Here is a 24,352-nt window from a genome sequence, read left to right as displayed (position 1 = left end):
TGTCGCCTCACTTTGCAGCCGTCCTGGGAACTGCTCATCGACCACCGGCATCACGGTAAAGGGCTGCAGCCGGGGGAGTTCGGCCTTGAGGCGGAAATGGTCCTGCGCCCGATCGTGCACGGCATCATCCCCGAGAGGTGATCCGTGTTCTGCCAACGCATGTCAGTCTGGCGGGTCGTCTACGTGCGCTTCGGGAGGTCTATTGTGGCAACGACTGCTGAGCAGCGAACCGATGCCATCCGTTCGTTCTCCGTGGCCGTACCGCGCGAGGCACTCGATGATCTGGGGCGGCGCCTTGCCGCGACCCGATGGCCGAGCAGGGAGCTCGTCGAGGACCGTACGCAGGGCGTCCAGCTGGCCGTGTTGCAGGCAGTCTGCAGGTACTGGGCGAGCGGGTACGACGTCGGCCGGGTCGAGGCGCGGCTGAACGCGCTGCCGCAGTTCGTCACCGAGATCGACGGCGTGGAGATCCACTTTGTACACGTGCTGTCGCGGCATGAGGACGCGCTGCCGCTGATCATGACGCACGGCTGGCCGGGCTCGGTGATGGAGCTGCTCGACTCGATCGGTCCGCTCACCGACCCGACCACCTACGGCGGCTTCGCCCAGGACGCATTCCACGTGGTACTGCCGTCCCTGCCCGGCTACGGCTTCTCCGCCCAGCCGGCCGAGGTCGGCTGGGACCTCGGCCGCACCGCGCGCGCCTGGGCGGAGTTGATGCGCCGCCTCGGCTACACCCGCTTCGTGGCGCAGGGCGGCGACGTTGGCGCCGGCGTCACCGACGCGATGGGCCGCCAGGCACCCGAGGGACTGGTGGGCATCCACACCAACCTGCTCGTGCCCGCGCTCAACGACCCCGCCGCCCTGCCTTCGGGAACCGAGCAGGAACGCGCGGCGCAGGCAGCGATCACGACCTTCCAGACCAGTGGCAACGGCTACTTCGTCGAGCAGTCCACCCGGCCGCAGACGATCGGCTACGCGCTCCTGGACTCGCCCGCGGCCCTCGCCGCCTGGATGCTCGACCACGACACCGACGCCTACTACAAGATCGCCCGGGCCTTCCTTGACGGGCAGCCCTCCGACAACCTGACCCCCGACCGCGTCCTGGACAACATCACGACGTACTGGCTGACCGGCACCGGAGCCTCGGCCGCCCGGTCGTACTGGGAGGCCTACGGAGCCGACGCGCCAGCCGCGCAGAACCCGGCGCCGCCACCCGACGTCGGCGTCCCGGTCGGGTTCACCACTTTCCCCGGTGAGATCTGGCGGACACCGCGCAGCTGGGCCGAGCAGGCGTATTCCACTCTCGACTACTTCCATGCGGCGGCGCGGGGCGGTCACTGTGCCGCGTGGGAAGAACCCGAGCTGTTCGCGGCCGAGCTGCGGGCCGCCTTCCAGCCGCTGCGGGCTCCGAGTCGCTGATCCGCGGGCCCACCACAGGCAACTGAATGTCCTGAGGAAGGAAACCTGCCGGTCCTGGCACCTCTTTCGCAGGCGGGGCGTCAGGTTGAGGTTGTGCGGGACGCATTCCGGGAGGAGCCGGCGCGGCCCAGGCATGGCGCTGGACGTGGTGGAGGCGTGCGCGCCACGAATCGCCTGACCCGCACCTGCTACCCCGGCTTCGGGAGCGTGGCGCCCGGGAGTGGTGCATGGCCGGGTTGATGTGCCTTGACGAGGTGGCCCGCGCGCTCTACCTCGAGTGGCCCGACAGCGGTTACGAGCCGGCCGGAGGCACTGGGCTTGTTCCCCCCCCCCCCCCGCCGAGCACCGCACGAGTGGTCACCGTCCCATCGCCGGCGGCGGAACTACTTCGTCTGCGCTGGTGGGCTCGCGCTGCGGCTGGTGGTTCAGTGCCCGGCGGGCGTTCGCGGACGCGGTGTAGATGCGGCGCACGTCCATGATCTCGCCCAGCGGGCGGTGCTCGGTCGTGACGCGCCACTGGTTGAACGCGAGGGCGTCACCCTTCTTGATGGTCTCCGGTGCCGAGACGTCCTGGCGGGGAAGGTGCACCCGTCCGACGGCGACGAAGGGAGAAAGCTGCTCGGGCCATTCCACGGTGGCGTCGTTAACCGGCATCGCGCTGAGGTCCGTGCTCAGCTGCACTTGAAGGTCGAAGTCGAAGGCGGCTGCCCGCAGTTCGTCGGCGAGGGCCGGACCGAATACGTCCGGTGCATTGTCGAGGTCGAGCCGGTGGTGGATCGCTTTCTCTGTGTTGTCTGCGGCCGGAGCGACCCTAACCTTGGCGACGTGGTCGCCGTGACGGACCGCGGCCATCGTCCAGTACGTGCTGAGCAGCGGGTTGCGCACGGGCGTCTGGGTGGCCGCTTTCACGAACGCGAACAGCTCCTCCCAGGCCCAGTCCTCCTGTTCGAGCGTGCCCTTGCCGGTGACGAGGTCCGTGAGGAGTTGGTGGAACCCGGCTCGTCCGCGCGCGAGGTAGTCGGCGGCGCGATCGCCGATGTCCTCGATGAACAGGTAGTTCTTCGCCGTGTTGGCGATGAAGGTCGGGTTGTTCTTCAGCACGAGGTCGAACGTGGTCGCGTCCGGCTCGTCGTCGATGAGCTTTGTTCCCTCGACATCGAAGATCTTGATCGCGAAACCCAGGACGGGGCCGAGGAGCGCGTCGGGACCCAGGTGGTTCGAGGCACTGGAGAATCTGATCAGCGCGTCGTGGCGGCCGGGCTTCGCGTAGATGCCCTGCGCGTAGGGCGCCGGCGCATCGGCCAGGATCTCGACTGTTGCCCTCACGACGCCAAGTGTTTTCGCGTGTGCGCCGCGGACGGCCTGTCCGCTACCTTCCGTGTGCGGCGACGCGCGAACCTTCGTCTCCCAGAAATCGATGATCCGGGTCAGGTACTCGCTCAGCTTCGGGTCGAAGGTCTCGATCTCAGCCGAGTAGCGGACGAATTCGCTGGCCATCAGTGCTCCTCTCCGAGCCACCGCAACGCGGTGAGGGAGGGAAGGAAGAAGTACTCGCCACCCCGCAGCACGTTGAAGGTCTCGAGGCCGTGGATCCGCCGCCGCACCGGCGCGTGGGGGATCGTGAAGATCGCGCCGTCCTGCTGCAGGCCGACGTTGGGATCGCGTTCGTCGCCGAGGCTCATGAAGTTGCCGTTGTTGATCCATTCCTGCTGCAGGAACTCCATCGTGGCCATCGCCTTCGCGCTGAGAAAGACGAAGTAGAGGCCGCGGGGTGTCTCGTCATCCTGCTGCGACAGCGCGTCCGGATCGTAGGGCGCGCCGAAGGTGGTGCTGCGCCGGATGATGCGGTGGATGTTCACGTCGACCAGCACACTCATCTTGGTGTCGCGCGGGTTCATCCGCCGCATGTGCGAGCCGCGCGGCACCTGCCGGCCGTGTTGGTCGGCGGCGTAGGTGAAATCGTTGTTCCGCAGCGGGTCCGCCCCGAGCGCCGGGTCGTCCCGATCCGGGGCGAGGGTCAATGGCGCGCCGCTGCGCCAGCGCCCGACCAGCTTCGCCGCGAGCAGCTCCCGTTCGTCGTGGGTCTGGGCGTTCGCGTGCAGGAAGCGGTTGAACGCCCCGACCCGGGACTGGTATTTGCGCAGCCCGACGTAGGTGCCGTTGCGGCCGAGCACCTCCGGGCGTGGGGCCGGAAGCGGCACGCCGGCCTCCCCCGGGTAGCCGAGGATGAACTCGCCGGCCTTGATCGCCATCCCTTGCCCGGGCAGCGGCTCGATGCCGCTGCCCTCGATGGCGGGTTGACCGATCGAGTCCCGGTACCCGAGCGGGTTCAGGTCTCCCGGTTGGGCGCCGAAGTCCTGGGCCGTCAGCACCCTCAGACCGGGCCGTCCCTCGTAGTGGCGCCGCGCCGTGTCCATCGTGCGGCGCCACTTCTCCTCCGAATCGCTGAACACGCTGACGGCGACGTGGATGGCCCCGGTTCCGAACTCCCGGTCCCAGTGCTGCGGGTCGTTCGCGCCGTAGTCGTGAAGCTCGTGCGCGCGGGCGGCCATCCCCACCCGGAACGCTTCCGGGAAGCTCTGCAACGAGTCCTCCGGCACGCCGAGCGCCGCCAGCCCGGAGTAGGTGAGCGCGGCAGCGATCCAGGGTTCGCGGGCGTGCCACCAGTCGGCCGCGGAGTCGATCCGCGGAGCCAGTTCGCGCAGCAACTCCCGGCCGGCGCGCGCGTCGTCGACGTGGAGCATCACATGCGTGCCGTAGTAGGGCTCCGGTCGATAGCGCAGCACCGTCGCTTGGATGTCGTCGAGCTCGACCGTGACCCGTCCGCGGGGAAGGTCGCCGCCGGTGCGGTCGGTGACGGTCATCCCGGGTCCTGGTCGCCGACCTTGTCGAGGAACTCGTCGACGGCCGCGCCGACGCGCTTCAACCGACGCGTGTCCGCCACCGTCAGATCCGGATTGGCGACGTACCAGGCCTGGGCCGAGAGCTGGTGCTCGGCGAGCCAGTCTTTCACCGACGCGCTGCGAATCCCCGGCCAGCCCTCGATGTTGCAGAACAACAAATCCAGGGCGTCGGGAATCTTCGACACGAAGTCGTCGATGTAGGCGTCCCATTCGCCATCGTAGGCGGTGGCGAACAGCAGCTTCGTATCGTTGTCCAAGAACACGAAGCGCATGTCGTGGACGGTGCCGACCATGTCGGCGCCCTGGAAATTGCCTTGCAGCAGCTCCAACAGCCCGCGAAGTCGTTTCGCCCCGCCTTCCGCGAACGGAAGGATCACGGTGAGCTCCGAGACCCCGCCCTGCCGGGCGCCGACCCGGCCGGCGCTTTGCGCCACCGTCGCCGCTGCCAATTCCCGGGTGAGTGCGGGGAGTCCCCTTTCCAGTGCCGATCCGCCCACCTCCGACGCGTCGGCATAGAGTTCGCGCAGCTTCTGGATCTTCTGCTTGACGGTCTGTTCCTGATCCGCGCTGGTCGGTGTCTGCGTTGACGCTGCCATGTCTCCTCCTCCGTTCCCGCTTGTCTGAGCTGTCGGGGCTATTCGCCGACCTTGTCCAGGAACTCGTCGACGGCCGCGCCGACGCGCTTCAACCGACGCGTGTCCGCCACCGTCAGATCCGGCTCGGCGACGAACCAGCCCTCGGCGGTGACCTGGTGCCGTGTGAAGTAGTCCTTCGCGTCCGGGCTGTGGATCCCCGGCCAACCCTCGAAAGAGGAGGAAAGGATGTCCATGTAGTCGGGGATCTTCGCGATAAAGTCATCGATGTAGGCGTCCCACTCGCCGTCGTACGCGGTGGCGAGGAGCAGCCTTGTGTCGTTGTCCAAGAACACGAACCGCATATCGTGCACCGTGCCGACCTTGTTCGCGCCATCAAGGTTGCCGTTCAGCAACCTCAGGAAAGCCCGCAGCCGCTCGGCTCCACCCGGCGCGAGCGGGACGAGCAGGGTCAGCTCCGAGACCTTGCCGAGACGGCTACCGGCGCGACCCGCGCTCACCACCGGTGGCGGTGGTTCCTGCGACGCCTGTGCGGACACCTCCTTGAGCACGTTCTCGAACGCTTTCCGGCCCACCTCCGGCGCGTCGGCGAACAGCCCGCGCAGATGCTGAAGCTGCTGCTCGACCGTCGGCTCGTGTCCGGGATGTGCCTGTACGTCGGCTGGCATGGGTTCTTCTCCTTCCGGGTTGTCCGAGCCGGCCGGGCTACTCGCCGACCTTGTCCAGGAACTCGTCGACGGCCGCGCCGAGCCGCCTCAACCGCCGTGTCTCGGCCACGGTCTGGTCGTCGGCGACGTACCAGCCCTCGGCCGTGACCTGGTGCTCGGCGAGATCGTCCTGCGGCTGCGGGCTGCGGACCCCCGGCCAGCCCTCCCAGGCGGAGTCGATGATGTCCAGGAAGTCGGGGATCTTCGTCGCGAAGTCGTCGATGTAGGCGTCCCATTCGCCGTCGTAGGCGGTGGCGAACAGCAGCTTCGTGTCGTTGTCCAGGAACACGAAGCGCATGTCGTGGACGGTGCCCACGTCGTCCGCGCCGGCGAGGTTGCCACCGAACAGCCGCAGGAACGCGCGCAGGCGCCGCGCGCCGCCGGGGGCCAAGGGGACGATGATCGTCAGCTCGGAGAACTTGCCCAGCCGGCTCCCGATCCTCCCGGCGCTCTCCACCGGCGGTGGCGGCTTCCGGGACGCGTCCGACGCCGGTCTGCTGAGCACGTTCTCCAGTGCCGTCCTGCCCACCTCCGCCGCGTCGGCGAACAGCTCTCGCAGCATCGCGATCTTCTGCTCAACCGTCCGCGCCTCGCCGGGGCGTGCTTCGCCCGGAGTGTCGGTAATCATTCCGTCTCCTTCCGGTTGTGTCGGCTCGCGTCACGGCCGCCCGGCGAGGTACGCGGCACTACCTGCCGGGGGTGACGGGCTCGGCACGGGCGGGCTGCTGCGGCCGCGCACCTACCGTCTGCGGAGGGCGGCCTGGAGCCGGTCCAGCTCGAGTCTGGCTGCGCGCTCGACGAGGATGGGCAGGTAGGCGTGGATCCGCGCACCGGCGAAGCGGGAGCGCTCGCGTGCGATGTGGTCCCGCACCAGTGCGGAGTCGAGCGTCGTGTAGACGCGCGCGAGCCGGTGCTCCAGATGTGTGAACTGCGTGTCCAGTTGCTCGGACGCGATGGAGTCCATCGTGTGTGCGCCCACTGTTGCCTCCGGTCCGGTGCGGTCTCGCTGCACCGGTCTGCCAGGGATTTATTGCACCCCGTCACGGTGAACGGTAGATGAACGAACGGGTCGTCACCATGCGCTGCTGCATGGTTGCGGACCTGGGGCGAGCCCCGCAGCGCGCCGACCTGTCACAGTTCGCGACGTGATGTGAAAAATGTGCGACACCGAGGAAGCGCTGGTGGGTACCCAAAACGACCTTCGGTCCGGCGCGGCATCGTCGCCGCCACGGGCGTGGCCCGGCGGTCGCCTCGTCGATCACGCTCGCGGGATCGAGCCGTCGATGGGCGCGATGATGTGCAGTCACGCCAAGCACTGCGCGTTGATGCGGCCTGGGCTAGGGATTGAGGTGGTTGTCGTGGCCTTCGCCGATCCGTGGTCAACGTTGCAACGGGGTGGAAGCGCAGTCTCGGATCAGCGTCCGCGAGGCGCGGGACAGGGACGTCCCGTCACTCACCCTCCGGCTAGGTCATCGAGCGTCCGACCCAGGGCCAGTTCCGCAGACCGAGTCTGCAGACCGTGCCGGAATGCGGCCTGGATCCGGCTCTGTGCCTCGGGGTTGTGTGCCGCTTCGCCGAACAGGTCGGAGTCGCGCTGGTCGAGACGATCATGCCGCTGTGCAAGCGGGGCCGGCTCGGGCCATATCTTCGCTGTCCTGAAGAAGTTCGTTCAGCACCAGTGAACAATTTTGCGCCGGATCGATCTGCCAACAGCACCGCTGCTCGATGCGATCATGGCTGCGCAATCGCTTCACCTGCGTCGGCAACCGCGTCCCGCTTGACAATCGTCGCGGCGGACTTGCTGTGGGTGCGCACTGGTTAACGCTTTACGAGCCCTCCGGTTTGCGTGTGAGGACTTTCGTCCCTGGCGCCCTTCGGGTTGGCCCCCACAGAATGACCGGCGAGCAGTCGGGCGGGGAGTCGGGGCCCAACGGGGAGCGCCCGACTGCTCGACTACCCACGAAAAACAAGGGGTTCGCTCAAGTCGGGTCCTGTTGGTGAGTCGATCCTGCGGTAAAGCGGTTGGGTCGAGCGCGGGATGCCCGCGACCTTGTGGGCATCGGCATCGGCCTTGACCTCGAGCTGAAATGTCGCCGCGCATGACCGGCGAGATCCTTCACGTCGACGCAACCGATCAACATTCGCCCACGTGTGGCCGGACTCCCGGCAAAAATTCACGTTGGTGTGAAACGGAAACCAGCTGGAATCGAGGCTTGGCGAGGGGACACTGGTCGTGTGGTAACGCGACGCTCGTACCCCGTGTCAACGGCGGCTGAATCTGGACCCCGTGGGGACGGATGAAAACGGACCCCCTGTTGGTTCGTTGTTTGTCGTTGGCTTTGGTGGGCGGTGGGACTCGGCCGAGGTCTCGGTCCTTGAGGCGGTAGCTGTCTCCCTTCATCGAGATCACTTCAGCGTGGTGGACGAGGCGGTCGAGCATGGCTGCGGCGACGACGTCGTCGCCGAAGACCTCACCCCAGCGCCCGAACGGCTTGTTCGACGTGACGATCAAGCTGGCGCGCTCATAACGCGACGAGACCAGCTGGAAGAACAGGTTCGCCGCCTCTGCCTCGAACGGGATGTAGCCGACCTCGTCGACGATGAGCAGCCGGATCCGCCCGAGTTTGACCAGCTCGGCCTGAAGCTTCCCGGCGTGGTGAGCGTCGGCGAGGCGGGCGACCCACTCGGCGGCGGTGGCGAACGCGACCCGGTGCCCGGCCTGGCAGGCCCGCATCCCCAGCCCGATCGACAGATGTGTCTTCCCGGTCCCCGGCGGGCCGAGAAACACGACGTTCTCATTGGCGGTGATGAAGTCCAGGGTGCCGAGGTGGGTGATGGTGTCGCGTTTGAGGGAGCGCTGGTGGTCGAAGTCGAACTCCTCCAACGACTTCCGCGCCAGGGACTGAGCGGAGCGGATGCGGCCCTCACCGCCGTGGGACTCCCGCGCGGCGACCTCGCGTTGCAGGCAGGCAGCGAGGAACTCCTCGTGCGTCCAGTTCTCGGCCCGGGCCCGTTCGGCCAGCCGCTCGACGGCCTGGCTCAAGGACGGGGCCTTCAACGCGCGAGTGAGGTAAGCGATCTCGCCGGCGATATTGCGGCCGCTGGTCTCGGCGGTGGCTTTCGTGGTGGCCATCAGGCGATCCCCTCTTCGCTGCTCTCGAGACCGAACAGGCGGTCGTAGTCGGTCAGGGCCCGGTGCTCGACGCTGGTGTCGACCTTCGGAACCGCGGTCAGCCGGCGGGCCTGGCGCAGCTGGGCGGCTGCGGCCGCGTGGACGGGGTCGGTGATGCTCTGGTGATCGGCCCAGCAGCGGGTATGCCGGGCGACCTCGACGTCCTCGCAGGTGACCACGACCTCGTCGAGATCGGCGGCGAAATGGACGCGGCGTCCGACGACACTCGGGTGGACCGAGTAGTCGTTGGAGTCGAGGCGCAGGTAGTGATCTCGCGGCAGGCGGATGGTCGATCGCCAGCCGGTCACCGGCGCGACCGGCGGCAGCTCGATCATCGCGGTCTGATCAGCCGCCCAGCGATCGACCGGGCGGCAACCCAACCGCCGATGCCGGCGCTGGTTGGCCAGCTGCAGCCGTCGCCACCGACAGGCCCCTGGGATTCGGCGGCCCGTGCGTGGCGACAGACCTCCGGCCCGCCGCAGACCCGCAGGTCAGGCGCCTTCCCGATCGGGCGTCGTCGAGCACGGCCCAGGCCCACTCGACTGGGACCGCTCGGCTACAAAATTAATCTTTGTATCGCAGTCCGCGCGCGAAAGCGCACGCCCAGACTCACGGTTCAGCCGATCGGCCCATCCGTTCGGGGCAACTGCCCAGGCTCGACCGGTCGAGCAGGCGGCCGCTGATCGGCGCTCCCCTGGCTGACTTTCTAGCGGTGTCCAAACCGCTTCCGAGTGCCCGTCTTCCTGCAGCAGCGGCATCTGGACGGTTGGTCGTGTGTATGTAGCTAGATGTGGGTCATCCGGCCTCCCGGACCGCGGCCAGCGCCGAGGGAGTGGTCTGGAACGCGGCGGTGACCAGCTGACGGGTGTAGGCGTGCTGCGGGTTGCTGAGCAGGGTTTCCGTGGGCCCTGATTCGACGATCTTCCCGTTCTTCATGACGATTAGCCTGTCGCATAGGCCGTCGACGATCTGCAGGTCGTGGGTGACGATCGCGAAAACCCGGTGTGGTCCGCGGCAGGTGACGTTCAGCAAGTCGACGATTTGCCGCCGGACTAGCAGGTCCAGCGCGGACGTGGGTTCGTCGGCAAAGAGGATTTCTGGGCTCAGCAGCAGTGATCGAGCGATGATGACGCGCTGCTGCTGACCGCCGGAGAGTTGCCGGGGACGTTTTCGGCCGTGCTCGGCGGCCAGGCCGACCCGTTCGAGGCTGTCGGCGATGAGCCGTCGGCGGGCGGCTCGGTCGGGTGCGAGGTGGTGCGCGTCGACGACTTCGGCGAGGTGCTGTTCCATGGTGACGCGCGCGTCGAGAGCACCACCTGCATGTTGGGGTATCAGCTGAAGCTGGCGGCGGCGCTCGCGCCAGGCACGTCCGGCTGTCGGCAGTGGGCGTCCGTTCACGAGCACGGTGCCCTCGTGCGGTTGTTCGATTCCGGTCAGGATGCGGGCGAGGGTGCTCTTGCCCGAGCCGGATTCGCCGACGATGCCGAGGCTTTCGCCCTTCTGGACGGTGAGGTCCACTCCGTCGAGGGCCACGACTCGGTCCTTGAGGCCTCGGCCGTACACCTGCCGCACGCCGTGGGCTTCCACCGCGGCCATCAGAGGGCCTCCTCTTCCTGGCGGCGGTGCTGTCCGCGGTTGGGCAAGGCGCCGATGAGCTCGCGTGTGTAGTCGTGCTGGGGGTGGTGCAGAACCTCGTCGACACTTCCCTGTTCGACCAGGCGCCCCTGATACATCACCGCGATGTCATCGGCGATCTGCGCGGCGACGGTGAGGTCGTGGGTGATCAGCAGCATTCCGAGGTCTTCTTCTCGGACCAAGCGGCGGAGCAACGTGGCGATCCGAGCCTGGGTGGTCACGTCGAGTGCGGAGGTGGGCTCGTCCGCGATGAGCACCGACGGGCTCGCGGCGAGCACGGCCGCGAGTAAAACGCGCTGCGCCAGCCCGCCCGACAGCTGGTGCGGATAGCGGTGTGCGTGCCGTTCGACGTCGGGGACTTCGGCGCGTTTCAGGTAGTCGAGCGCAGTATCGTGTCGCTTCTGCCGGGGGACGCCCAGCGCACGCAGCGCCTCTTCCACTTGCCAGATGACCCGGCGCGTGGGGTTAAGGGCGTTTCCGGCGTCTTGGAACATGTACCCAACGAGGCCCACGGTTGTGACTTTTCCTCGCGTGGTCATCGACGAGGGCAGCAGCCCGGCGAGTGCTTTGGCGAGTGTGGTCTTGCCCGAGCCGGACTCGCCGACGATGGCCATCGCCCGGCCAGCGTTGAGGCTGAGGTTGACGTCGGCCACCAGCATCTTGGTGTCGCCGTAGGGCAGCGTGGCGCTCACGGCCAGGCTTTCGACGGTGAGCAGATTCGTCTCAGCCGGCATGGCGAATCATCCGATTTTGAAGGTGGTCGCCGATGATGCCCACAGCGAGGCTGATGAGGAAGATGGCCAGTCCGGGCACGACGACGACCCACCATGCCGACGCCAGGTACTGCTCGCCGGTGCCGACCATCTGCCCGAGGCTCGTGGCGGGCGGGCGGATGCCGAGTCCGAGGAACGAAAGCGCGCTCTCGAGCAGAATCTTTGTGGGGAAGGCCAGGGTGATCTGGACGACCAGCGGGGCGACCAGGGCCGGCAGCAGGTGATGCCGCACGGTGGTGAACCGCGAGACACCAAGGTTCAGGGTGGACTGCACGTAACCACTGCGGCGTACCGACATCACCTCGGCGCGGGTGACGCGGGCGATGCGTTCCCATCCTTCGACGGCGAGGATGATCACCAGCACCGTGGGTGTGCCGCCGAAGAACACCAGGGCGCCAAGAGCGAGGATGAATGCCGGAATCGACGACTGTACGTCGATGAAGAAGGACACCACGGTGTCGACGCCTTTGCCGAACCAGCCGGCCAGCGCACCCAGGACTGCACCGATGAGTCCGGACAGCAGCGTGGCGCTGCCGGCGATCAGCACACTCGCCTGCGTCGCGTAGAACAGCTGGCTGACGATGTCGCGTCCGAGCTGGTCGGTGCCCAGCAGGTGGTGTGCAGAGGGAGGCTGGAGTCGCTGCGTGATCGCTGCGGCTTCCAGCGGTTCGGGCGCGATCACCTGGGCGAGGATGGTGACCAGGAGAATTATCGCGACAAGGGCCAGGGCGATGATCAGCGACCACGCCGGAAACCGGCGCCGCCGATGTCCCCCTCGCGCGGAGACGGTGGCTCGAGTCAGGGGCTGTTGCTCGGTGAGTGCCATCAGCTGCTTCTCAATCGCGGATCGACGAGCCGGTAGGACAGGTCGGTGAGCGCGTGCACGATGACCACGCTTACGGTGACTAGCACGACGACGCATTGCACGACCGCGTAGTCGTTTTGCTGTGAAGCTCGGACGAGCAGCGCCCCGATGCCCGGCCAGCCGAAGAGGACCTCCACGATCGACGACCCGGCGACCAAGTAGGCGAAGTCGAACCCGACGATGGTCAGGATTGGGCGGGCCGCGTTCGGTAAGGCGTGGGCCAGAATTTGTCTCCGGCGGCTGACGTGGACCGCGCGGGCGTGCGCCACGCATGGCAGGGCCAGCGCCTCGATCATGGAGGTCTGCGTGACTCGGGCGAGGATCGCGGCTGGCGGGAGCGCCATCGTCAGCGTGGGCATGACGATGCTGGCAGCGGTGGTGTTGCCGGTGGTGGGGAACCACTGCAGTTTCACCCCGAGAACCAGGATCAGGATGATGCCGATGACGAAGTTCGGCAGGGCGGCGAACCCGATAGCAGTGGAGCTGATGATGCGGCCGAGGTGTCCACTGGAGTGGGCGGCGGCGAGGATGCCGACGGCCAGCCCGACGGCGGTCGAGACGAGGAACGCGGGGATCGCGATCTGCAGTGTCGCCGGAATGCTGCGCACGACGATGTGGAGCGCTCCGTCGGCATCGAAGTAGGAGGTGCCGAAGTCACCGTGTGCCAAGCCGCGCAGGTACAGCAGGTACTGCTGCCATAGGGGTGCGTCGAGACCGAAGAGGTGTCGGTAGTGGTCAGCGATTTCTGGTGGAGCGTTCTCGGGAACGAAGGCACGGACGGGGTCCCCGGTCAGCCGGGTCACGAAGAACACCAGGGTGATCACGATCAGGATCGCGGTGAGGCTCCGGATGACGCGGGTGAGGACAGCGCGGGTCATGGAATCACCGCGTCATCCCGAGGTCTTGTTCGCGCAGGAGACGCACGCGGACGGTGTCTCCGGAGAGCCGGTACTCGACGGCGCCGTTGCAGCGTAGGCCCAGTTGCCACACCGACTCGCCCGCCGGGACCGCTCCGATCGCCGGTGCCCCTACGAGTAGCGCGCCGGCGCTGTAGAGCACGACGTGTTCGTGGAGGTGGCCGAAGCCGATCAGCTTGACCACGCCCGATCTGGCCAGTTCATGCAGGCGGCTGCGGGAGCGGAGCCCGACCGCTTTGTTCACGAAGAGATCCTCGCCCAGGGTATTGATGGACGGCGGTTTGTGCATGAACAGCCCCACAGGCCGGCCGTCGGCGCCGGCCAGCTGCTCGTCGAGCCAGGCCCACTGTTCGGTTTCCTCCTCGAGGAGGTGGTTGTCGAACAGCTGCGAATTCAGGCCGATCATGGTCCAGTCGCCGATGGTGATCGCCCAGCGGTCGGGGCCGAAGTGCGATCGGAACCGTTTCAGCCGTTCCGGAGTCGTCAGGCCCCGGTAGGGATCGGGCTCGGTGTCACCGATGTCGTGGTTTCCCGGAATGATGCGCCACGGCGTGGTCAGTCGCCGCATCTGGAACGCCGCGAACTCGTAGTCGGTGTCGGAGTCGGGGTCGTCGTGGACGACGTCTCCGGTGTGGATGACGAGGTCCGGCCGCGACTTTTCCGTGTACCGGACGACCGAGGTCCACATCTGCCGCCCAAGCGGGTGCTCCGGTGACATGTGCGTGTCGGAGATGTGCAGGACGGTGGTTTGGGATAACAGGTTCATGCTCAGCTTCCTGGTAGGGGGGCGAATCGCATCCAGTACCGCGGGTCGGGAGTGAAGTGCACACCGTCGCGGACGCCGTCGATCTCCACCGGCCGCCAGATATCGATCGACGGCACCTCCGTGGTCCACAAGCGGGCGATGGTGTCGAACGCCTTCGCCCGTTCTGCCTGGTTCGTGCTGGTGGCGAGGACGGTGCCCGCCTCCGACATCGCGGCCGAGGGAACGTAACGACCCGACTTCACGAACGTGGCCTTCGAGGAGAGCCAGTCGGTGTAGATGGGAGAGGTGGGGTCATTGCCCAGTTGCAGGTTGCTGGAGGTCGCGTAGGCGTTGAGCTTTTTGTAGTTCAGCAGGGTGTAGTTGGCGACGGGGTCCAACGTGACGTTCAAGCCCGCCTGCTTCCACATCGGCAGCATCACCTGCAGCGCCTGGTCCAGGTTCGGGTAGTAGTTGCCGATGTACTGCAGGTCGATCGGCTGTCCGTGGTAGCCGGCGCTCGCGAGCAGGGACTTCGCCTCGGCGAGGTTCTGCTGCGCCACCGGGATCGCACGGTTGTAGAAGCCGTCGAAGGCAGGGAGATTGAATCCGTCGTAGACCGTCGCCTGGCCGTTCCACAGGGACGCGGCGATGCCCTGGCGGTCGACGGCCAGCAGCATCGCCCGCCGGACCTTCGGATCGCTGGTGGGCTTGCCGAGTTGGTTGGTCATGAACGCCAGCTGGAGCACGTTGTTGACCGGGGTGGAGACGAGCAGCTGGCCGTTGCTCTTCACTTGCTGGCTCTGATCCGGCGGGATCGAGGTCGCGATGTCGTACTGGCCAGTGGCCAGTCCGGAGATGCGTGCGGTGACGTCGGAGACCTGTTTGAAGGTGAGGGTTTGGTATGTCGGCTTCGGTCCCCAGTAATTCTTGTTCGCCGTCAGCACCACCTCTTGGCCCGGCTGGACGGACTGCGACTGGTAGGGCCCGGTCCCGATCGGGTGCACGCCGAACTGCTGCAGGCCGACCTTTTCCAGGTAGGCCTTGGGCACGACGAACCCGATTTGCGACGCGAGGCGGTCAAGCAGCGCCGGATCCGGTTGTGCTGTGGTGATTTCGACTGTGTCCGCGTTCTTCACGACGACGCCGGAAAAGGTCGAGGCGAGGGCGGAGGGCTCGATGGCTTTGGGCCCCCACAACCGCTGCGACGACAGCGTGAAGGCGACGTCATCGGCTGTCATCGGTGTGCCGTCCTGGAAGGTGACACCTCGGCGGATGGTCAGGTCGGTGACGGTGGGCGAGACCTGTTTCCAGGCGGTCGCCAGCCCGGGCGTGAGTTTCCCGGTCGTCTGGTTCCTGACGATCAGCGGATCGAAGATGTTGCTGGTGATCCGCATGGCGTCAATGGCCTGGCTCGAGCCGGAGTAGGGCGGCGCGACGGTGGGGATGGCGATCCTCAGGTCGGAACCCGCGGCTGTCGGGGCGGACGGTGTCGAGGTGCCGCACGCAACGAGGCACGCGGAAGCGAGGGTGATGGCGGCCAGGCTCGCCAGAGCTCTGGCGGCACTGTTGCGACCTAGAGTCATGGTGCGTCCCTTTGGGTAGGGTGCGAGATCGCGGCCAGAATAATCCCGTCGGACAGTCCATTGGAGTCAAAATTGGTTTCTTCGCGCTCCGTTGACCTCGACGAACTTCGTGCGTTACTCGGTGAGTGGCGCAACGGCAGCGGATCGTTGGCCGAGCGGCTGGCCGCCGCTGTCGAACAAGCTATCGAACGCGGAGAGTTACTGCAGACGTGGCGACTGCCAGCCGAACGCAGCATCGCCGAGGAGCTGGGGGTCGGCCGCAGCACGGTGGTCCGAAGCATGGAAGTCCTGGCCGCACGGGGAATCGTGCACCGGGTACAAGGCGCGGGAAGCTTCATTACGGGTAAGCGGAGTTCACCTCGAACCGCCTCACTGCCGCCCGGATTGCGGTCGAAGTACCAGATGGGTGAGTACACCGGACCGGGCATTATCGCGGCGACCGTACCGTCATCGGCCGACCTGCCGGCCGACGCGCTGACGGTGACCGCGAGCGAACTGCTGGACGCCTCTCCAGACGGGGAGCCCCCTGGAAGCGGTTACCACCTGGCGGGCCTCGCTGGCACGCGCAGGGCGATCTCGGCGATGCTTACCGCACACGGCCTGCCGACCGGCCCGAACGCCGTCATCGTCACCACCGGCGCCACCCAGTCGCTGTCGCTCGTCTTCGATCAGGCGCTGGCGCCCGGTGATGTGGTCGTGGTGGAGTCTCCGACCTTCCCCCCGACGCTGGATTTGCTGCGTCGGGCTGGCGTGCAGGTGGTGTCCGTGCGCACAGGCGACGCGGCGGTGGACACCGAGGGCCTGGCGAAGGTCGCTCTGAAGGCACGCGCCAAGATGGCGGTCGTCACGGCTACGTGCAACGTCGCCACCGGCCACAGTGTCACGTCCGAAGACAGACGCGCTCTTGTCCGCATCGCAGAGGCCGGAGTGACGGTCGTCGACGACTGCACGCTGGCCGACTACCACCCCATGCCCCAGCCGAGACCGCTGGCGGCCATGTCCGACCAGCGCTCCATCATCACGGTCGGCTCATTCAACAAGATCTACTGGGGCGGGCTCAGGATGGGCTGGATCCGTTCGCACCCAACCCTTGTCCCATCGCTCGTACGAACTAAAGCGAAGACCGACACAGGATCGTCGGTCCCCAGCCAGCTCATCCTGGCCAAGCTGCTCCGGCACCACGACACGATCGCGGACCTACGCCGCCTCCAGGTGCAGCGGCGAGCTGCAGCGACCCGGGACTTCATCGGCCGTGAGCTGCCGGACTGGATTATCGAAGGTCCCGGACATGGACCCGCGATGTGGATCCGCTTGCCGGTCAGGGACAGCGCCGAATTCGTCGCCTTCGCCTACCAGCAAGGCACGGCGGTCGGATACGGCGGGATGTACCGCAGCGACGGCCGGGCATCTCAGCACATCCGGCTCACTCTGACCTCGGGCGACGACGAAGTCGCACGAGGGGTGGCCGACCTCAAGGCGGCGTGGTCAGCGTTCCCGGACCGCCGCCGTACCCGCAAGGGGAATGCGCGCTAGCACTCGGTAACGCTTCGCACCGCACAGCGTCTCGCTGGCGAACACGCACACTTCGTCGACGTCCCAGCCTCCGCTCAAGGGTGCGCCGAGCATCGAGGAAGCCCACTCGAGTTCGCCGGCGGTCGTCGGAAGGGCGACCGTCATGTGCCCGAAGAACGTCAGCGGCTCGTGGGCGGATGCCTCTTTGCGCACCGTCGCCCGGGCTGCCGTTGCAAGGTCGTCCGCACCGGTGACGGGAACGACGAGAGCGTTCGGGCCGAACAGCTGAATCTTCGCACCGAAGTGGACACGACGGCGCGCGATCTTCGCGCAGGCGTTCCTGAGGTGGTCGAAGTCACGGGATTCGGCTGGGACGTCGCCGAGAAAGCGCAATGTGACGTGGAAGTGGCCGAGCCCCACCCACGCCGCAGCAGGTGCAGAGCTCAAGCGGGCGAGAGCCGCCGAGACCGATCTCCGGGTGGTCAGTGGCGGCTCGAGTCCGATATATGCGCGCAACGCCGACGTCCTTCCTCGTGCGAATTCCATGATGGACGGCGATCTCCATGATCGTGCCGTGCATGGTGAACAGACCGGCGCCTGCTGGCCCCGGGCGGAGCGTTATTAAGTGATGACACTGGTGGTCGGTACCGCGTCGGGCGGGTCCAGATCGAGCACCAGGTCGCTGAGGCGGCGGATGGTGTGGGTGATATACGGGGTGATGGTGGCCAGGTCATCGTGGTCGACCACGTTGCCCTCGGACGCGAAGGCGTTGGCGGCCGGCGTCGGTGATGTCCAGCGCGGTGGAGTAGATCGCGCAGTTGGCCATCAGCTCGTTGAACTTGACCACCAGCTCGTGGTGGTCGGGGTCGTTGTGGCCGATCAGTCGTCCGCCGACCATCAGCCATTCCGAGTAGCCGTGGAACGCCTCGGCTTTGTTGGTGATCGCGGTGATCTGCTCGCGCAGCTCCGGCTCCGACAGGTACCGCAGCAGCGTGATCGTGCGGATCACGCGGCCGAGTTCGCGGAACGCCCGGTACAGCCGGTTCTTGCGGGAGTGGTTCCCGAGCCGGCGCAGCAGCGTCACCGACGACACCCGGCCCTCGCGGATGGAGATCGCGGTGCGCAGCAGGTCGGTCCAGTGCTCGTCCCGCGCCGCCGTGCGGCACTCGTGCACGAGGCTGACCAGCAGCGTCAGCCGCTTGTCGTCATTGAGAACCTTGCGCATGTCCGCCGCGTCGGTCACCCGAGCCTCGCCGGCGAAGTGCGCGATCTTGCCCGGCGGGATGCCCTCAAGCCACTACCGGCCTCTGACCAGCCGCTACCGAGGCCCGCGGCAGGTTTCTGGCGTATTCCGGAACCGCCGCATATCGCATCGGATGCGCATTGGCGACACCATGAGACCCGTGATCCGGCCTTGGGAAACCCGAACGTGAGCTGCAGGTCGTGTCGACGCCGAACTTATCGGTCTGAACGACACCGAGGTCACGGGGCTACTTGGCAAACCCCGATTGAGCAGGGTGAACACCGCGTCGTTCGCATTGGATGCGAAGATTTCGCGTCTGATGCGAACGCCGGAGAGTGATGGATGGCGGGTCAACAAGATCGGTTGCCGGGTGCCGCACGGCTCCAGCTCACCGACGGGATCGCGCTGCTTCGCCCGGAGGAGCAGGTGTTCGAGGCGATGCTGGACGGTTGGAGGAACCAGCAACTCGCGTGGAACCTGGCGTTCTCCACGATCGACAAGCGACACGGGCGCCTGCGTGCGTTCGTCGCGCACGCCCAGGCGTGGCCGTGGCAGTGGACATCGCAGCTAGCGGAGAGTGGTTCGGCGATCTACGGGCGGTTCGTGGTTGCGCGCAGTCGACGCTGCGGTCCTATCAGGACGCTCTGCGGTCGTTCTGCCACTACGTAACCGACCCGGCCTACGGCTGGCCGGAGGTATGTGAGCAGCGGTTCGGCACCTATCCGGTGCAGGTCGTGCACGAGTGGAACGCGGCCACCCACGTCCAGGACGCGGAGGCGCAGCCGGAGAAGCGTGCGTTCACGATCGACGAGTTGCAGGACTTCTTCGACTACGCCGACGAGCAGGTCACCGTCGCTCGCGACCGCGGCCGCAAGGGCTGGCTGCCTGCGTTCCGCGACGCCACGTTGTTCAAGACCGCCTACGGCTATGGGTTGCGGCGCAACGAAACTCGGATGCTCGATCTTGCCGACATCGGCCCGAATCCGCACGGGCCCGAGTTCGGCGACTGTGGTCTGGTTCACGTCCGGCACGGCAAGGCGAAGAAGGGGTCGCCGCCGAAACGGCGCAGCGTCGCGACCGTCTGGACCTGGACCGCCGACATCCTCGACGAGTGGATCACCGAATTCCGGCCCCGGCTCGCGATTCCGGGCACCCGTGCGCTCTGGCCCTCCGAACGCGGCCCCCGGATCGGGCTGCAGCGGATCAACTCCCGATTCGCCACCTACCGCGACGCTCTCGGCCTCGATCCTGGCCTCGATTTCCACGGGCTGCGGCGTTCTTACGTCACCCATCTCATCGAGGCCGGCTACGACCCGTTCTTCGTCCAGCAGCAGGTCGGCCACGAACACGCGAGCACAACTTCGATCTACACCTGCGTCTCCTCGGACTTCCGCATCCGCACAGTGCGCCGCGCCATCGACCAGACCCTGAACGCCGCCCTCGAGATCGACGACACCCGGAGGAACCGATGAAACGCCAGGTCAGCTACAAATGGCGGCTGCGTGAAGTCATGGCCGCGCACGGCATGTTCACCATCAGCGACCTCGTCGAACCGCTCGTCGACCGCGGCATCAACCTGTCGGTCTCCCAGGTCCACCGGCTCGCCACCGGAACCCCCGAACGCCTCTCGCTGCCGGTCCTGGCCGCGCTTTGCGACATCTTCGCCTGCACACCGGCCGACCTGATCGCGACCAAGGCCGAGACCGCGGCCGTCCGCAAGACCGCCACCGACGACGGGGTGGTCAATCTCAACGCCGTCCGGCCGAAGCGGGCCCGGCTGCGCCCCGAATCGTGACCAGAAAGGCGCTGACCTGCGACAACTGCGGCATCGAAGGACGCCGTTACCGGCGAGGTCTCTGCGGGCCTTGCGCGCTGGCCGAAGACCTCGACACAGTGCTCGACGACGGCTCCGGGCAAGTCCGGCCGGAGCTGCTGCCGTTCCGGGACGGCATGGCGGCGATGCGCAGTCCGCGCGCCGGCGTGAGCTGGCTGGCTCGTCCGCACGTCGAGCAGATGCTGCGGACGCTGGCGATGCCGGAAAGGCCGCTCACGCACGAGACCCTGGATGGCATGACACCGTGGCGATCGGTTGCTTACCTGCGGGATCTGCTGATGCAGCACGGGGTCCTGCCCAGGGTCGATCGCCACCTCGTCCTCTTCGGACGGTGGCTGGGCGAGCGTCTGAACGAGATCGACCAGCCCGAGCAGCGCAAGCTCGTGGAACGCTTCGCCTCCTGGCATGTCCAGCGCCGGCTTCGCGCGTTCGCCGACCGCGGCCCGGTCACCGAGCAACAGACTCAGCAGGCCCGTGAAGAGATCCGGCAGGCCCTCGGCTTCCTGGCCTGGCTGCACCAGCGCGACCGGCGCCTGGCCACCTGCCGCCAAGCCGACATCGACGCTTGGTACGCCCAGGGTTACATCGCCCACCGACTCACCCAGGCATTCCTGCGCTGGGCGATGAGCAACAAGCTGCTGGTCAAGGTGACGATCCCGCACCGCAGCACGGTCAACCCGGCCCCGCTTGACCAGCACCACCATCTCGCGGTGATCCGCGCGCTGCTCACCGAGGAGACAATCCCGCTGCTCACCCGCGTCGCCGCGCTGCTCATGCTGCTCTACGCCCAGCCTCTCACCCGCATCCTGAAACTCACCCTCGACGATGTTCTCGACGCCGACGGCGAGCTCAGCATCCGTCTCGGCGACCCGCCCATCCCCGTTCCCGAGCCGTTCGCCGGACTCCTGCGGCAACACCTGCAACAGCGGCTAAACCTCACCACCGCCACCAACCGCGACGCCCGCTGGCTCTTCCCCGGCCGACGCGCCGGACAGCCCATGGTGACCAGCACGATCGAGATCCGCCTGCGCAAGCACGGCATCTTCGCCCTCAACGGCCGCACCGCCGCGTTACGCCAGCTCGTTCTCCAAGCACCGGCACCGGTCGTCGCCACCATGCTCGGCTACAGCCACGACCACACCGCCCGCACCGCCACCACCGCAGGAACCACCTGGAGCCGCTACGCCCCAGGCGACCACACACGGCTACAAGACCGGAGAACTGACGACAGTTGAATCCGCGAGGTCACCAGGTTCCCACCCCATGGACGGCCACCTTGCCTTTGCCGGTGCGGCAGGGCGACCCGGCCCGAGCGGTACAGGTCGACATTCGGGCAGTCGTGGGCCTCGACCCGGAGGAAGCGTCGATGTCTGAAGCCGTCTGCACGGATGGCCTAAAGTCACCTGCGCGGCGCAGTGTTCGGCCACCTCGCTCGCCCGTGTCCCGTGTCGGCCGAGGCCCGCCCTGCGGCAAGCACGTCGAGCAACATCAGACTAAGGCCCTCAGCGTAACGCGTCCACTGGCTGACAACGCGGAGGCAAGTAAGGGGCCAGCCGCGGCGGATACGTGCGGCGCCGCGATGCAACGTAGAGTGTTCTGCGGTGGCCCGCTGGCTGGGGAACGCCGGTCTCCGATTGGGCTCCGTTGCTCACGGAGCACCCGATACGGCGCGATACTGCCCGACACTGACGCCGAGGAAAAATGCCACCTGACCTGCACGGATTGACCCTGGGTGACACGATGCGACACTCGCTGACACGGCAAACCCGGGGATTAAAAGTCCGCGGCTTTCGTTCGCGGTGATCTGAAACAGGTTGTGATTGCGAGGCGCCTACTGCGATCCTTGGCCTTCAAGATCATGTTCGGTGTGGAAAGATGCCCGGGCGTCTTGACGTCCGGGCATCGCACCTTCGAGGAAGGTCAGGCCGAACGGGGTGGATCTGGCGGCGACCTCGGGCTTTGTGCAAGTTCCTCGAACATCTGTGACGGAGCGCTGTCGTCTATACACTGGCAGCTGTGAGTGTAGGGGAAGGCGTTGCCGACGACGGGCAGCCGGCCGTGGTGCTGTGTGCCGAAGCGGTGCGAGCTGGGAAGCTTCGACCCGTGGAGTTCGACTCTGTGTTTGCGAAGGCAACAGTGTACGGAACTTGCCCGAGCCGACCGGGGGTTGAGGTCGTCGACGTAGCTGGTCGAGGCCGCTGGACGTTCGTGTTCTCCACCCCGTCGCGGCTCGCTGCGCACTCCGGGGACTGCGGCGTCTACGTCACAACGGGAGCTGACCTGTTGGCCCAGCTCCCTGCCGGGGTGGGAGTCATGCTGGACCCTGACGACGAACACCGCTTCCCGATCCTGACCAGGATGCTCCCGCCGCGGACGCTGGCAGCGATGCGCCGCGAGGCCGAGCGGCACCGCCTCCGCAGGGACGCTGCATCCCCGACGGCCGGCACAGAGTGCCAAGAAGAGCGGCGATGACCCTGGACGGGCCCGGATTTCACGTCGACGTCGACGTGCTGGGTGAGGCCGCGAAGGGAATCGGCCAGAGCGTTCATGACCAGCAGACGTTCGAGCTGCGCGGGCTGTGTGGTGACACTGAGCTTTACGGTCACAGCGGTGTGCACGACGCGCTCGCCAACTACTGCGCACGCTGGAGCGCTGGACTGGACACGCTGACCGAAGACGCCGGCGTGATCGGTGACTGCCTCACTCATGTTGCCGAGGTCTATCGCGGAATCGATCAGGCCGCTGTCGGCCGTCTGCGCGCCGATCCCGGCAGCGCTGCGATCGGTAACTGATGGCTGAACTCGACGAGACCGCGGATCCACACGCCCTCGTTCCCGGTGATCCGACCGCGGTCGAGGAGAACGCCCGGGTGTTGCGTGGTCGTTCGCTGGCCACTGGGGAAGTCGGCGACGGGCTCCGCAAGATCGATACAGGCTCGTGGACCGGCCCCGCGGCAACACGTTTCCACGACAAGTTCAGCTACGAGTCGCCGAAGTGGCTCGCTGCCTCAGATTCCTTCGATGCTGTCGCCGAAGCACTGACCGATTACGCCGAATCGCTGCGGTGGGCACAAGGCCAGGCTGTCGAGGCCGCCCACCAGTGGGCACAAGGGCAAGCCGCGACGGCGGACGCAAAAGCACGCTACGAGAAGGACGTCGCCACCGCCGACGCACAGAACCGTCAGCACGCGGCGAACGGTGACCCCGCCCAGGTGACAATCGCGCCGTTCTCCGACCCGGGCGAACCCACCCGACAGGCTGCCCGAGACGTTCTCAATCGAGCACGGCAACAGCTGACCGAGGCAGGAGACCGGGCAGCTGCGACGATCTCTGACGAGGCTGGTGGGGCACCTACGGCATCAGGCTGGCTCGACGACGTGGGTGGATTCTTCGGCGACTTCGGCGAGGGGGTTTGGAACGCGGCCAAGGGCTTGGGTGAGGGGGCTTGGAACCTGGTCCTCGCGGTTGGTGATCCGGGCAACCCCGACCATGAGGGAATCACCGACATTGCTTCGGCGGCATGGCACAACGTCACTCATCCCGTCGACTTCGGCAAGCAGCTTGTCGACTGGAACGACTGGGCCGATCATCCTGGCCGGGCTGCGGGTCAGATCCTCGGCGGTGTGTTCATCGGTGGTGTGGCAGGCAAGGCGCTCAAGGGTGCCCGCGCCGGCGAGAAACCGGACACGGCCGCGGAGCGGCCCGGAGGGCCTCCGGCGGTGAAGGCCACCTTGTCGGAATACTTTCACGGAGGGAGTCCGCCGAAGGTGTCTGATCTGCAGCGCTACGCGGATGCCCAGGGCTGGACGAAGGAGCAGACACCGACGGGCCCGGAAAAGTACGTCGACGACAAGGGAATCGTCCGCATGACACTCAAGCAGGGAAGCGCACGAACGCCTGGCAGCGAAAACCCGCATGTCGAGCTGCGCAACGAGGACGGCGTCCGCACTGACCCGTCCGGGAACCCGGTCACGAGGAAGAGCCCCGGCAACCACACACCGATCACCTGGGATCAGTAAGCATGAAGAACTACACCGATTTCACCGACCTCGCAGAGGTGTATCTGGAGGACAGCTACGTCCTGGCGATCAACGAACGCCCGGACTCCGTGTCATTCACCCTCGACCTCGTGCTCACCCCAGGCCACCCCCGCTACCACGCGCCGCCACCCGACGAGCAGTACTGCTACGCCGACGCCCTGCTAGCCATTGTCAACGCCACGAAGATCGACTGGATCACCCGCTCAGCCCAGACATATCGCGATGCCGCAGGCGAAGAGGACCTCGGCAACATCGACAGCCTGCAATACCACGACGGCTACTACGACATCGCCGGCGACTGGGGCCACGTCCGCGTTCACACCGTAGCCACCCCGCAGCTCACCTTCACCCCGGAGTCATCCGACGCGACGTAGACCCGGGCCTGTTCCGTTTCAGGCCGAATCGATGT

At 66.8% G+C, this 24,352-nt stretch carries 24 protein-coding genes; 8 read left to right on the top strand and 16 right to left on the bottom strand.

The genetic code is table 11. The annotated features are described in order from the left end of the window. Positions 1-159: 159 nt before the first annotated feature. Positions 160-1,422 carry an epoxide hydrolase family protein gene (locus tag ACQPXB_RS08165; RefSeq protein WP_432850532.1) on the top strand — a complete coding sequence of 421 codons (1,263 nt, stop codon included), beginning with the start codon at positions 160-162 and terminating at the stop codon, positions 1,420-1,422. 357 nt (positions 1,423-1,779) lie between these two features. Here the strand turns inward: ACQPXB_RS08165 and ACQPXB_RS08160 are convergent, their stop codons facing one another. The 14 genes from ACQPXB_RS08160 to ACQPXB_RS08095 all read right to left on the bottom strand — a co-directional run bounded on the left by ACQPXB_RS08160 (position 1,780) and on the right by ACQPXB_RS08095 (position 15,315). Next, complete coding sequence (locus ACQPXB_RS08160) at positions 1,780-2,919, bottom strand: catalase family protein (protein WP_432850530.1); 1,140 nt, start codon at positions 2,917-2,919, stop codon at positions 1,780-1,782. Next, positions 2,919-4,286 carry a Dyp-type peroxidase gene (locus tag ACQPXB_RS08155; RefSeq protein ID WP_432850528.1) on the bottom strand — a complete coding sequence of 456 codons (1,368 nt, stop codon included), beginning with the start codon at positions 4,284-4,286 and terminating at the stop codon, positions 2,919-2,921. Before ACQPXB_RS08155 ends, ACQPXB_RS08160 begins: the two co-directional genes overlap by 1 nt. After that, positions 4,283-4,921 (bottom strand): hypothetical protein, encoded by a 639-nt coding sequence (locus ACQPXB_RS08150; RefSeq protein ID WP_432850526.1) that lies wholly within the window; start codon positions 4,919-4,921, stop codon positions 4,283-4,285. The genes ACQPXB_RS08155 and ACQPXB_RS08150 overlap by 4 nt, the downstream gene beginning before the upstream one ends. Positions 4,922-4,959: 38 nt before the next feature. Next, complete coding sequence (locus ACQPXB_RS08145) at positions 4,960-5,586, bottom strand: hypothetical protein (RefSeq protein ID WP_432850525.1); 627 nt, start codon at positions 5,584-5,586, stop codon at positions 4,960-4,962. Between the two features lie 37 nt (positions 5,587-5,623). Beyond that, positions 5,624-6,253: a hypothetical protein gene (locus ACQPXB_RS08140; protein WP_432850523.1), complete on the bottom strand. Its 630-nt coding sequence runs from the start codon at positions 6,251-6,253 to the stop codon at positions 5,624-5,626. A 111-nt stretch (positions 6,254-6,364) separates the two neighbouring features. Beyond that, complete coding sequence (locus tag ACQPXB_RS08135; RefSeq protein ID WP_432850521.1) at positions 6,365-6,604, bottom strand: three-helix bundle dimerization domain-containing protein; 240 nt, start codon at positions 6,602-6,604, stop codon at positions 6,365-6,367. A 1,155-nt stretch (positions 6,605-7,759) separates the two neighbouring features. Beyond that, entirely contained in the window at positions 7,760-8,758 is a 999-nt protein-coding gene (gene istB / locus ACQPXB_RS08130; RefSeq protein ID WP_432850519.1) for an IS21-like element helper ATPase IstB, read from the bottom strand. Further along, positions 8,758-9,132 (bottom strand): Mu transposase domain-containing protein, encoded by a 375-nt coding sequence (locus ACQPXB_RS08125; protein WP_432850517.1) that lies wholly within the window; start codon positions 9,130-9,132, stop codon positions 8,758-8,760. Before ACQPXB_RS08125 ends, istB begins: the two co-directional genes overlap by 1 nt. Before the next feature lie 460 nt (positions 9,133-9,592). Continuing rightward, positions 9,593-10,393: an ABC transporter ATP-binding protein gene (locus ACQPXB_RS08120; protein WP_432850515.1), complete on the bottom strand. Its 801-nt coding sequence runs from the start codon at positions 10,391-10,393 to the stop codon at positions 9,593-9,595. Then, positions 10,393-11,166: an ABC transporter ATP-binding protein gene (locus ACQPXB_RS08115; RefSeq protein WP_432850513.1), complete on the bottom strand. Its 774-nt coding sequence runs from the start codon at positions 11,164-11,166 to the stop codon at positions 10,393-10,395. Before ACQPXB_RS08115 ends, ACQPXB_RS08120 begins: the two co-directional genes overlap by 1 nt. Beyond that, complete coding sequence (locus ACQPXB_RS08110) at positions 11,156-12,031, bottom strand: ABC transporter permease (RefSeq protein ID WP_432850511.1); 876 nt, start codon at positions 12,029-12,031, stop codon at positions 11,156-11,158. Before ACQPXB_RS08110 ends, ACQPXB_RS08115 begins: the two co-directional genes overlap by 11 nt. Further along, positions 12,031-12,948 (bottom strand): ABC transporter permease, encoded by a 918-nt coding sequence (locus ACQPXB_RS08105; RefSeq protein WP_432850509.1) that lies wholly within the window; start codon positions 12,946-12,948, stop codon positions 12,031-12,033. The genes ACQPXB_RS08110 and ACQPXB_RS08105 overlap by 1 nt, the downstream gene beginning before the upstream one ends. 4 nt (positions 12,949-12,952) lie before the next feature. After that, positions 12,953-13,753 carry a metallophosphoesterase family protein gene (locus ACQPXB_RS08100; RefSeq protein WP_432850507.1) on the bottom strand — a complete coding sequence of 267 codons (801 nt, stop codon included), beginning with the start codon at positions 13,751-13,753 and terminating at the stop codon, positions 12,953-12,955. A gap of 2 nt (positions 13,754-13,755) precedes the next feature. Continuing rightward, the gene (locus ACQPXB_RS08095) at positions 13,756-15,315 is read right to left on the bottom strand and encodes an ABC transporter substrate-binding protein (RefSeq protein ID WP_432850505.1); all 1,560 of its coding nucleotides are present in this window, start codon (positions 15,313-15,315) and stop codon (positions 13,756-13,758) included. 72 nt (positions 15,316-15,387) lie between these two features. On the opposite strand from ACQPXB_RS08095, the gene ACQPXB_RS08090 reads away from it, so the two are divergent. Continuing rightward, the gene (locus ACQPXB_RS08090; RefSeq protein WP_432850503.1) at positions 15,388-16,848 is read left to right on the top strand and encodes a PLP-dependent aminotransferase family protein; all 1,461 of its coding nucleotides are present in this window, start codon (positions 15,388-15,390) and stop codon (positions 16,846-16,848) included. On the opposite strand, the gene ACQPXB_RS08085 is transcribed toward ACQPXB_RS08090, so the two are convergent. Both ACQPXB_RS08085 and ACQPXB_RS08080 read right to left on the bottom strand, forming a co-directional pair. After that, on the bottom strand, positions 16,801-17,373 hold the full coding sequence (locus ACQPXB_RS08085; RefSeq protein ID WP_432850501.1) for a 2'-5' RNA ligase family protein: 573 nt from the start codon (positions 17,371-17,373) through the stop codon (positions 16,801-16,803). The genes ACQPXB_RS08090 and ACQPXB_RS08085 overlap by 48 nt on opposite strands. A gap of 184 nt (positions 17,374-17,557) precedes the next feature. After that, a complete protein-coding gene (locus ACQPXB_RS08080) occupies positions 17,558-18,070 on the bottom strand; it encodes a Tn3 family transposase (protein ID WP_432850499.1) in 513 nt (170 codons plus the stop codon). Between the two features lie 548 nt (positions 18,071-18,618). Between ACQPXB_RS08080 and ACQPXB_RS08075 the strand changes: the two genes are divergently transcribed. From ACQPXB_RS08075 to ACQPXB_RS08050, 6 genes are all read left to right on the top strand, one after another. After that, complete coding sequence (locus ACQPXB_RS08075; RefSeq protein WP_432850497.1) at positions 18,619-19,542, top strand: tyrosine-type recombinase/integrase; 924 nt, start codon at positions 18,619-18,621, stop codon at positions 19,540-19,542. Continuing rightward, a complete protein-coding gene (locus ACQPXB_RS08070; RefSeq protein WP_432850495.1) occupies positions 19,539-19,865 on the top strand; it encodes a helix-turn-helix domain-containing protein in 327 nt (108 codons plus the stop codon). The genes ACQPXB_RS08075 and ACQPXB_RS08070 overlap by 4 nt, the downstream gene beginning before the upstream one ends. Next, positions 19,862-21,139 (top strand): hypothetical protein, encoded by a 1,278-nt coding sequence (locus tag ACQPXB_RS08065; RefSeq protein WP_432850493.1) that lies wholly within the window; start codon positions 19,862-19,864, stop codon positions 21,137-21,139. Before ACQPXB_RS08070 ends, ACQPXB_RS08065 begins: the two co-directional genes overlap by 4 nt. A gap of 1,233 nt (positions 21,140-22,372) precedes the next feature. Beyond that, entirely contained in the window at positions 22,373-22,696 is a 324-nt protein-coding gene (locus tag ACQPXB_RS08060) for a hypothetical protein (RefSeq protein ID WP_432850491.1), read from the top strand. Then, the gene (locus tag ACQPXB_RS08055; RefSeq protein ID WP_432850489.1) at positions 22,696-23,922 is read left to right on the top strand and encodes a putative T7SS-secreted protein; all 1,227 of its coding nucleotides are present in this window, start codon (positions 22,696-22,698) and stop codon (positions 23,920-23,922) included. The genes ACQPXB_RS08060 and ACQPXB_RS08055 overlap by 1 nt, the downstream gene beginning before the upstream one ends. Positions 23,923-23,924: 2 nt before the next feature. Continuing rightward, on the top strand, positions 23,925-24,317 hold the full coding sequence (locus tag ACQPXB_RS08050; RefSeq protein ID WP_432850487.1) for a hypothetical protein: 393 nt from the start codon (positions 23,925-23,927) through the stop codon (positions 24,315-24,317). Positions 24,318-24,352: the final 35 nt, after the last annotated feature.

The organism is Amycolatopsis sp. CA-161197, from assembly GCF_050942255.1.
In the GTDB taxonomy this organism is placed as follows: Bacteria; Actinomycetota; Actinomycetes; order Mycobacteriales; family Pseudonocardiaceae; genus Amycolatopsis.
The sequence above is the reverse complement of the archived record's forward strand: the minus strand, read 5'-3'. Positions and strand labels throughout refer to the sequence as shown.

Excerpts from the sequence above, each read along its gene's own strand:
- ACQPXB_RS08165 (WP_432850532.1), top strand. The coding sequence starts at position 160 with ATGTCAGTCTGGCGGGTCGTCTACGTGCGCTTCGGGAGGTCTATTGTG.
- ACQPXB_RS08160 (WP_432850530.1), bottom strand. The coding sequence starts at position 2,919 with ATGGCCAGCGAATTCGTCCGCTACTCGGCTGAGATCGAGACCTTCGAC.
- ACQPXB_RS08155 (WP_432850528.1), bottom strand. The coding sequence starts at position 4,286 with ATGACCGTCACCGACCGCACCGGCGGCGACCTTCCCCGCGGACGGGTC.
- ACQPXB_RS08150 (WP_432850526.1), bottom strand. The coding sequence starts at position 4,921 with ATGGCAGCGTCAACGCAGACACCGACCAGCGCGGATCAGGAACAGACC.
- ACQPXB_RS08145 (WP_432850525.1), bottom strand. The coding sequence starts at position 5,586 with ATGCCAGCCGACGTACAGGCACATCCCGGACACGAGCCGACGGTCGAG.
- ACQPXB_RS08140 (WP_432850523.1), bottom strand. The coding sequence starts at position 6,253 with ATGATTACCGACACTCCGGGCGAAGCACGCCCCGGCGAGGCGCGGACG.
- istB (WP_432850519.1), bottom strand. The coding sequence starts at position 8,758 with ATGGCCACCACGAAAGCCACCGCCGAGACCAGCGGCCGCAATATCGCC.
- ACQPXB_RS08125 (WP_432850517.1), bottom strand. The coding sequence starts at position 9,132 with ATGATCGAGCTGCCGCCGGTCGCGCCGGTGACCGGCTGGCGATCGACC.
- ACQPXB_RS08120 (WP_432850515.1), bottom strand. The coding sequence starts at position 10,393 with ATGGCCGCGGTGGAAGCCCACGGCGTGCGGCAGGTGTACGGCCGAGGC.
- ACQPXB_RS08115 (WP_432850513.1), bottom strand. The coding sequence starts at position 11,166 with ATGCCGGCTGAGACGAATCTGCTCACCGTCGAAAGCCTGGCCGTGAGC.
- ACQPXB_RS08110 (WP_432850511.1), bottom strand. The coding sequence starts at position 12,031 with ATGGCACTCACCGAGCAACAGCCCCTGACTCGAGCCACCGTCTCCGCG.
- ACQPXB_RS08105 (WP_432850509.1), bottom strand. The coding sequence starts at position 12,948 with ATGACCCGCGCTGTCCTCACCCGCGTCATCCGGAGCCTCACCGCGATC.
- ACQPXB_RS08100 (WP_432850507.1), bottom strand. The coding sequence starts at position 13,753 with ATGAACCTGTTATCCCAAACCACCGTCCTGCACATCTCCGACACGCAC.
- ACQPXB_RS08095 (WP_432850505.1), bottom strand. The coding sequence starts at position 15,315 with ATGACTCTAGGTCGCAACAGTGCCGCCAGAGCTCTGGCGAGCCTGGCC.
- ACQPXB_RS08085 (WP_432850501.1), bottom strand. The coding sequence starts at position 17,373 with ATGGAATTCGCACGAGGAAGGACGTCGGCGTTGCGCGCATATATCGGA.
- ACQPXB_RS08070 (WP_432850495.1), top strand. The coding sequence starts at position 19,539 with ATGAAACGCCAGGTCAGCTACAAATGGCGGCTGCGTGAAGTCATGGCC.
- ACQPXB_RS08060 (WP_432850491.1), top strand. The coding sequence starts at position 22,373 with ATGACCCTGGACGGGCCCGGATTTCACGTCGACGTCGACGTGCTGGGT.
- ACQPXB_RS08055 (WP_432850489.1), top strand. The coding sequence starts at position 22,696 with ATGGCTGAACTCGACGAGACCGCGGATCCACACGCCCTCGTTCCCGGT.
- ACQPXB_RS08050 (WP_432850487.1), top strand. The coding sequence starts at position 23,925 with ATGAAGAACTACACCGATTTCACCGACCTCGCAGAGGTGTATCTGGAG.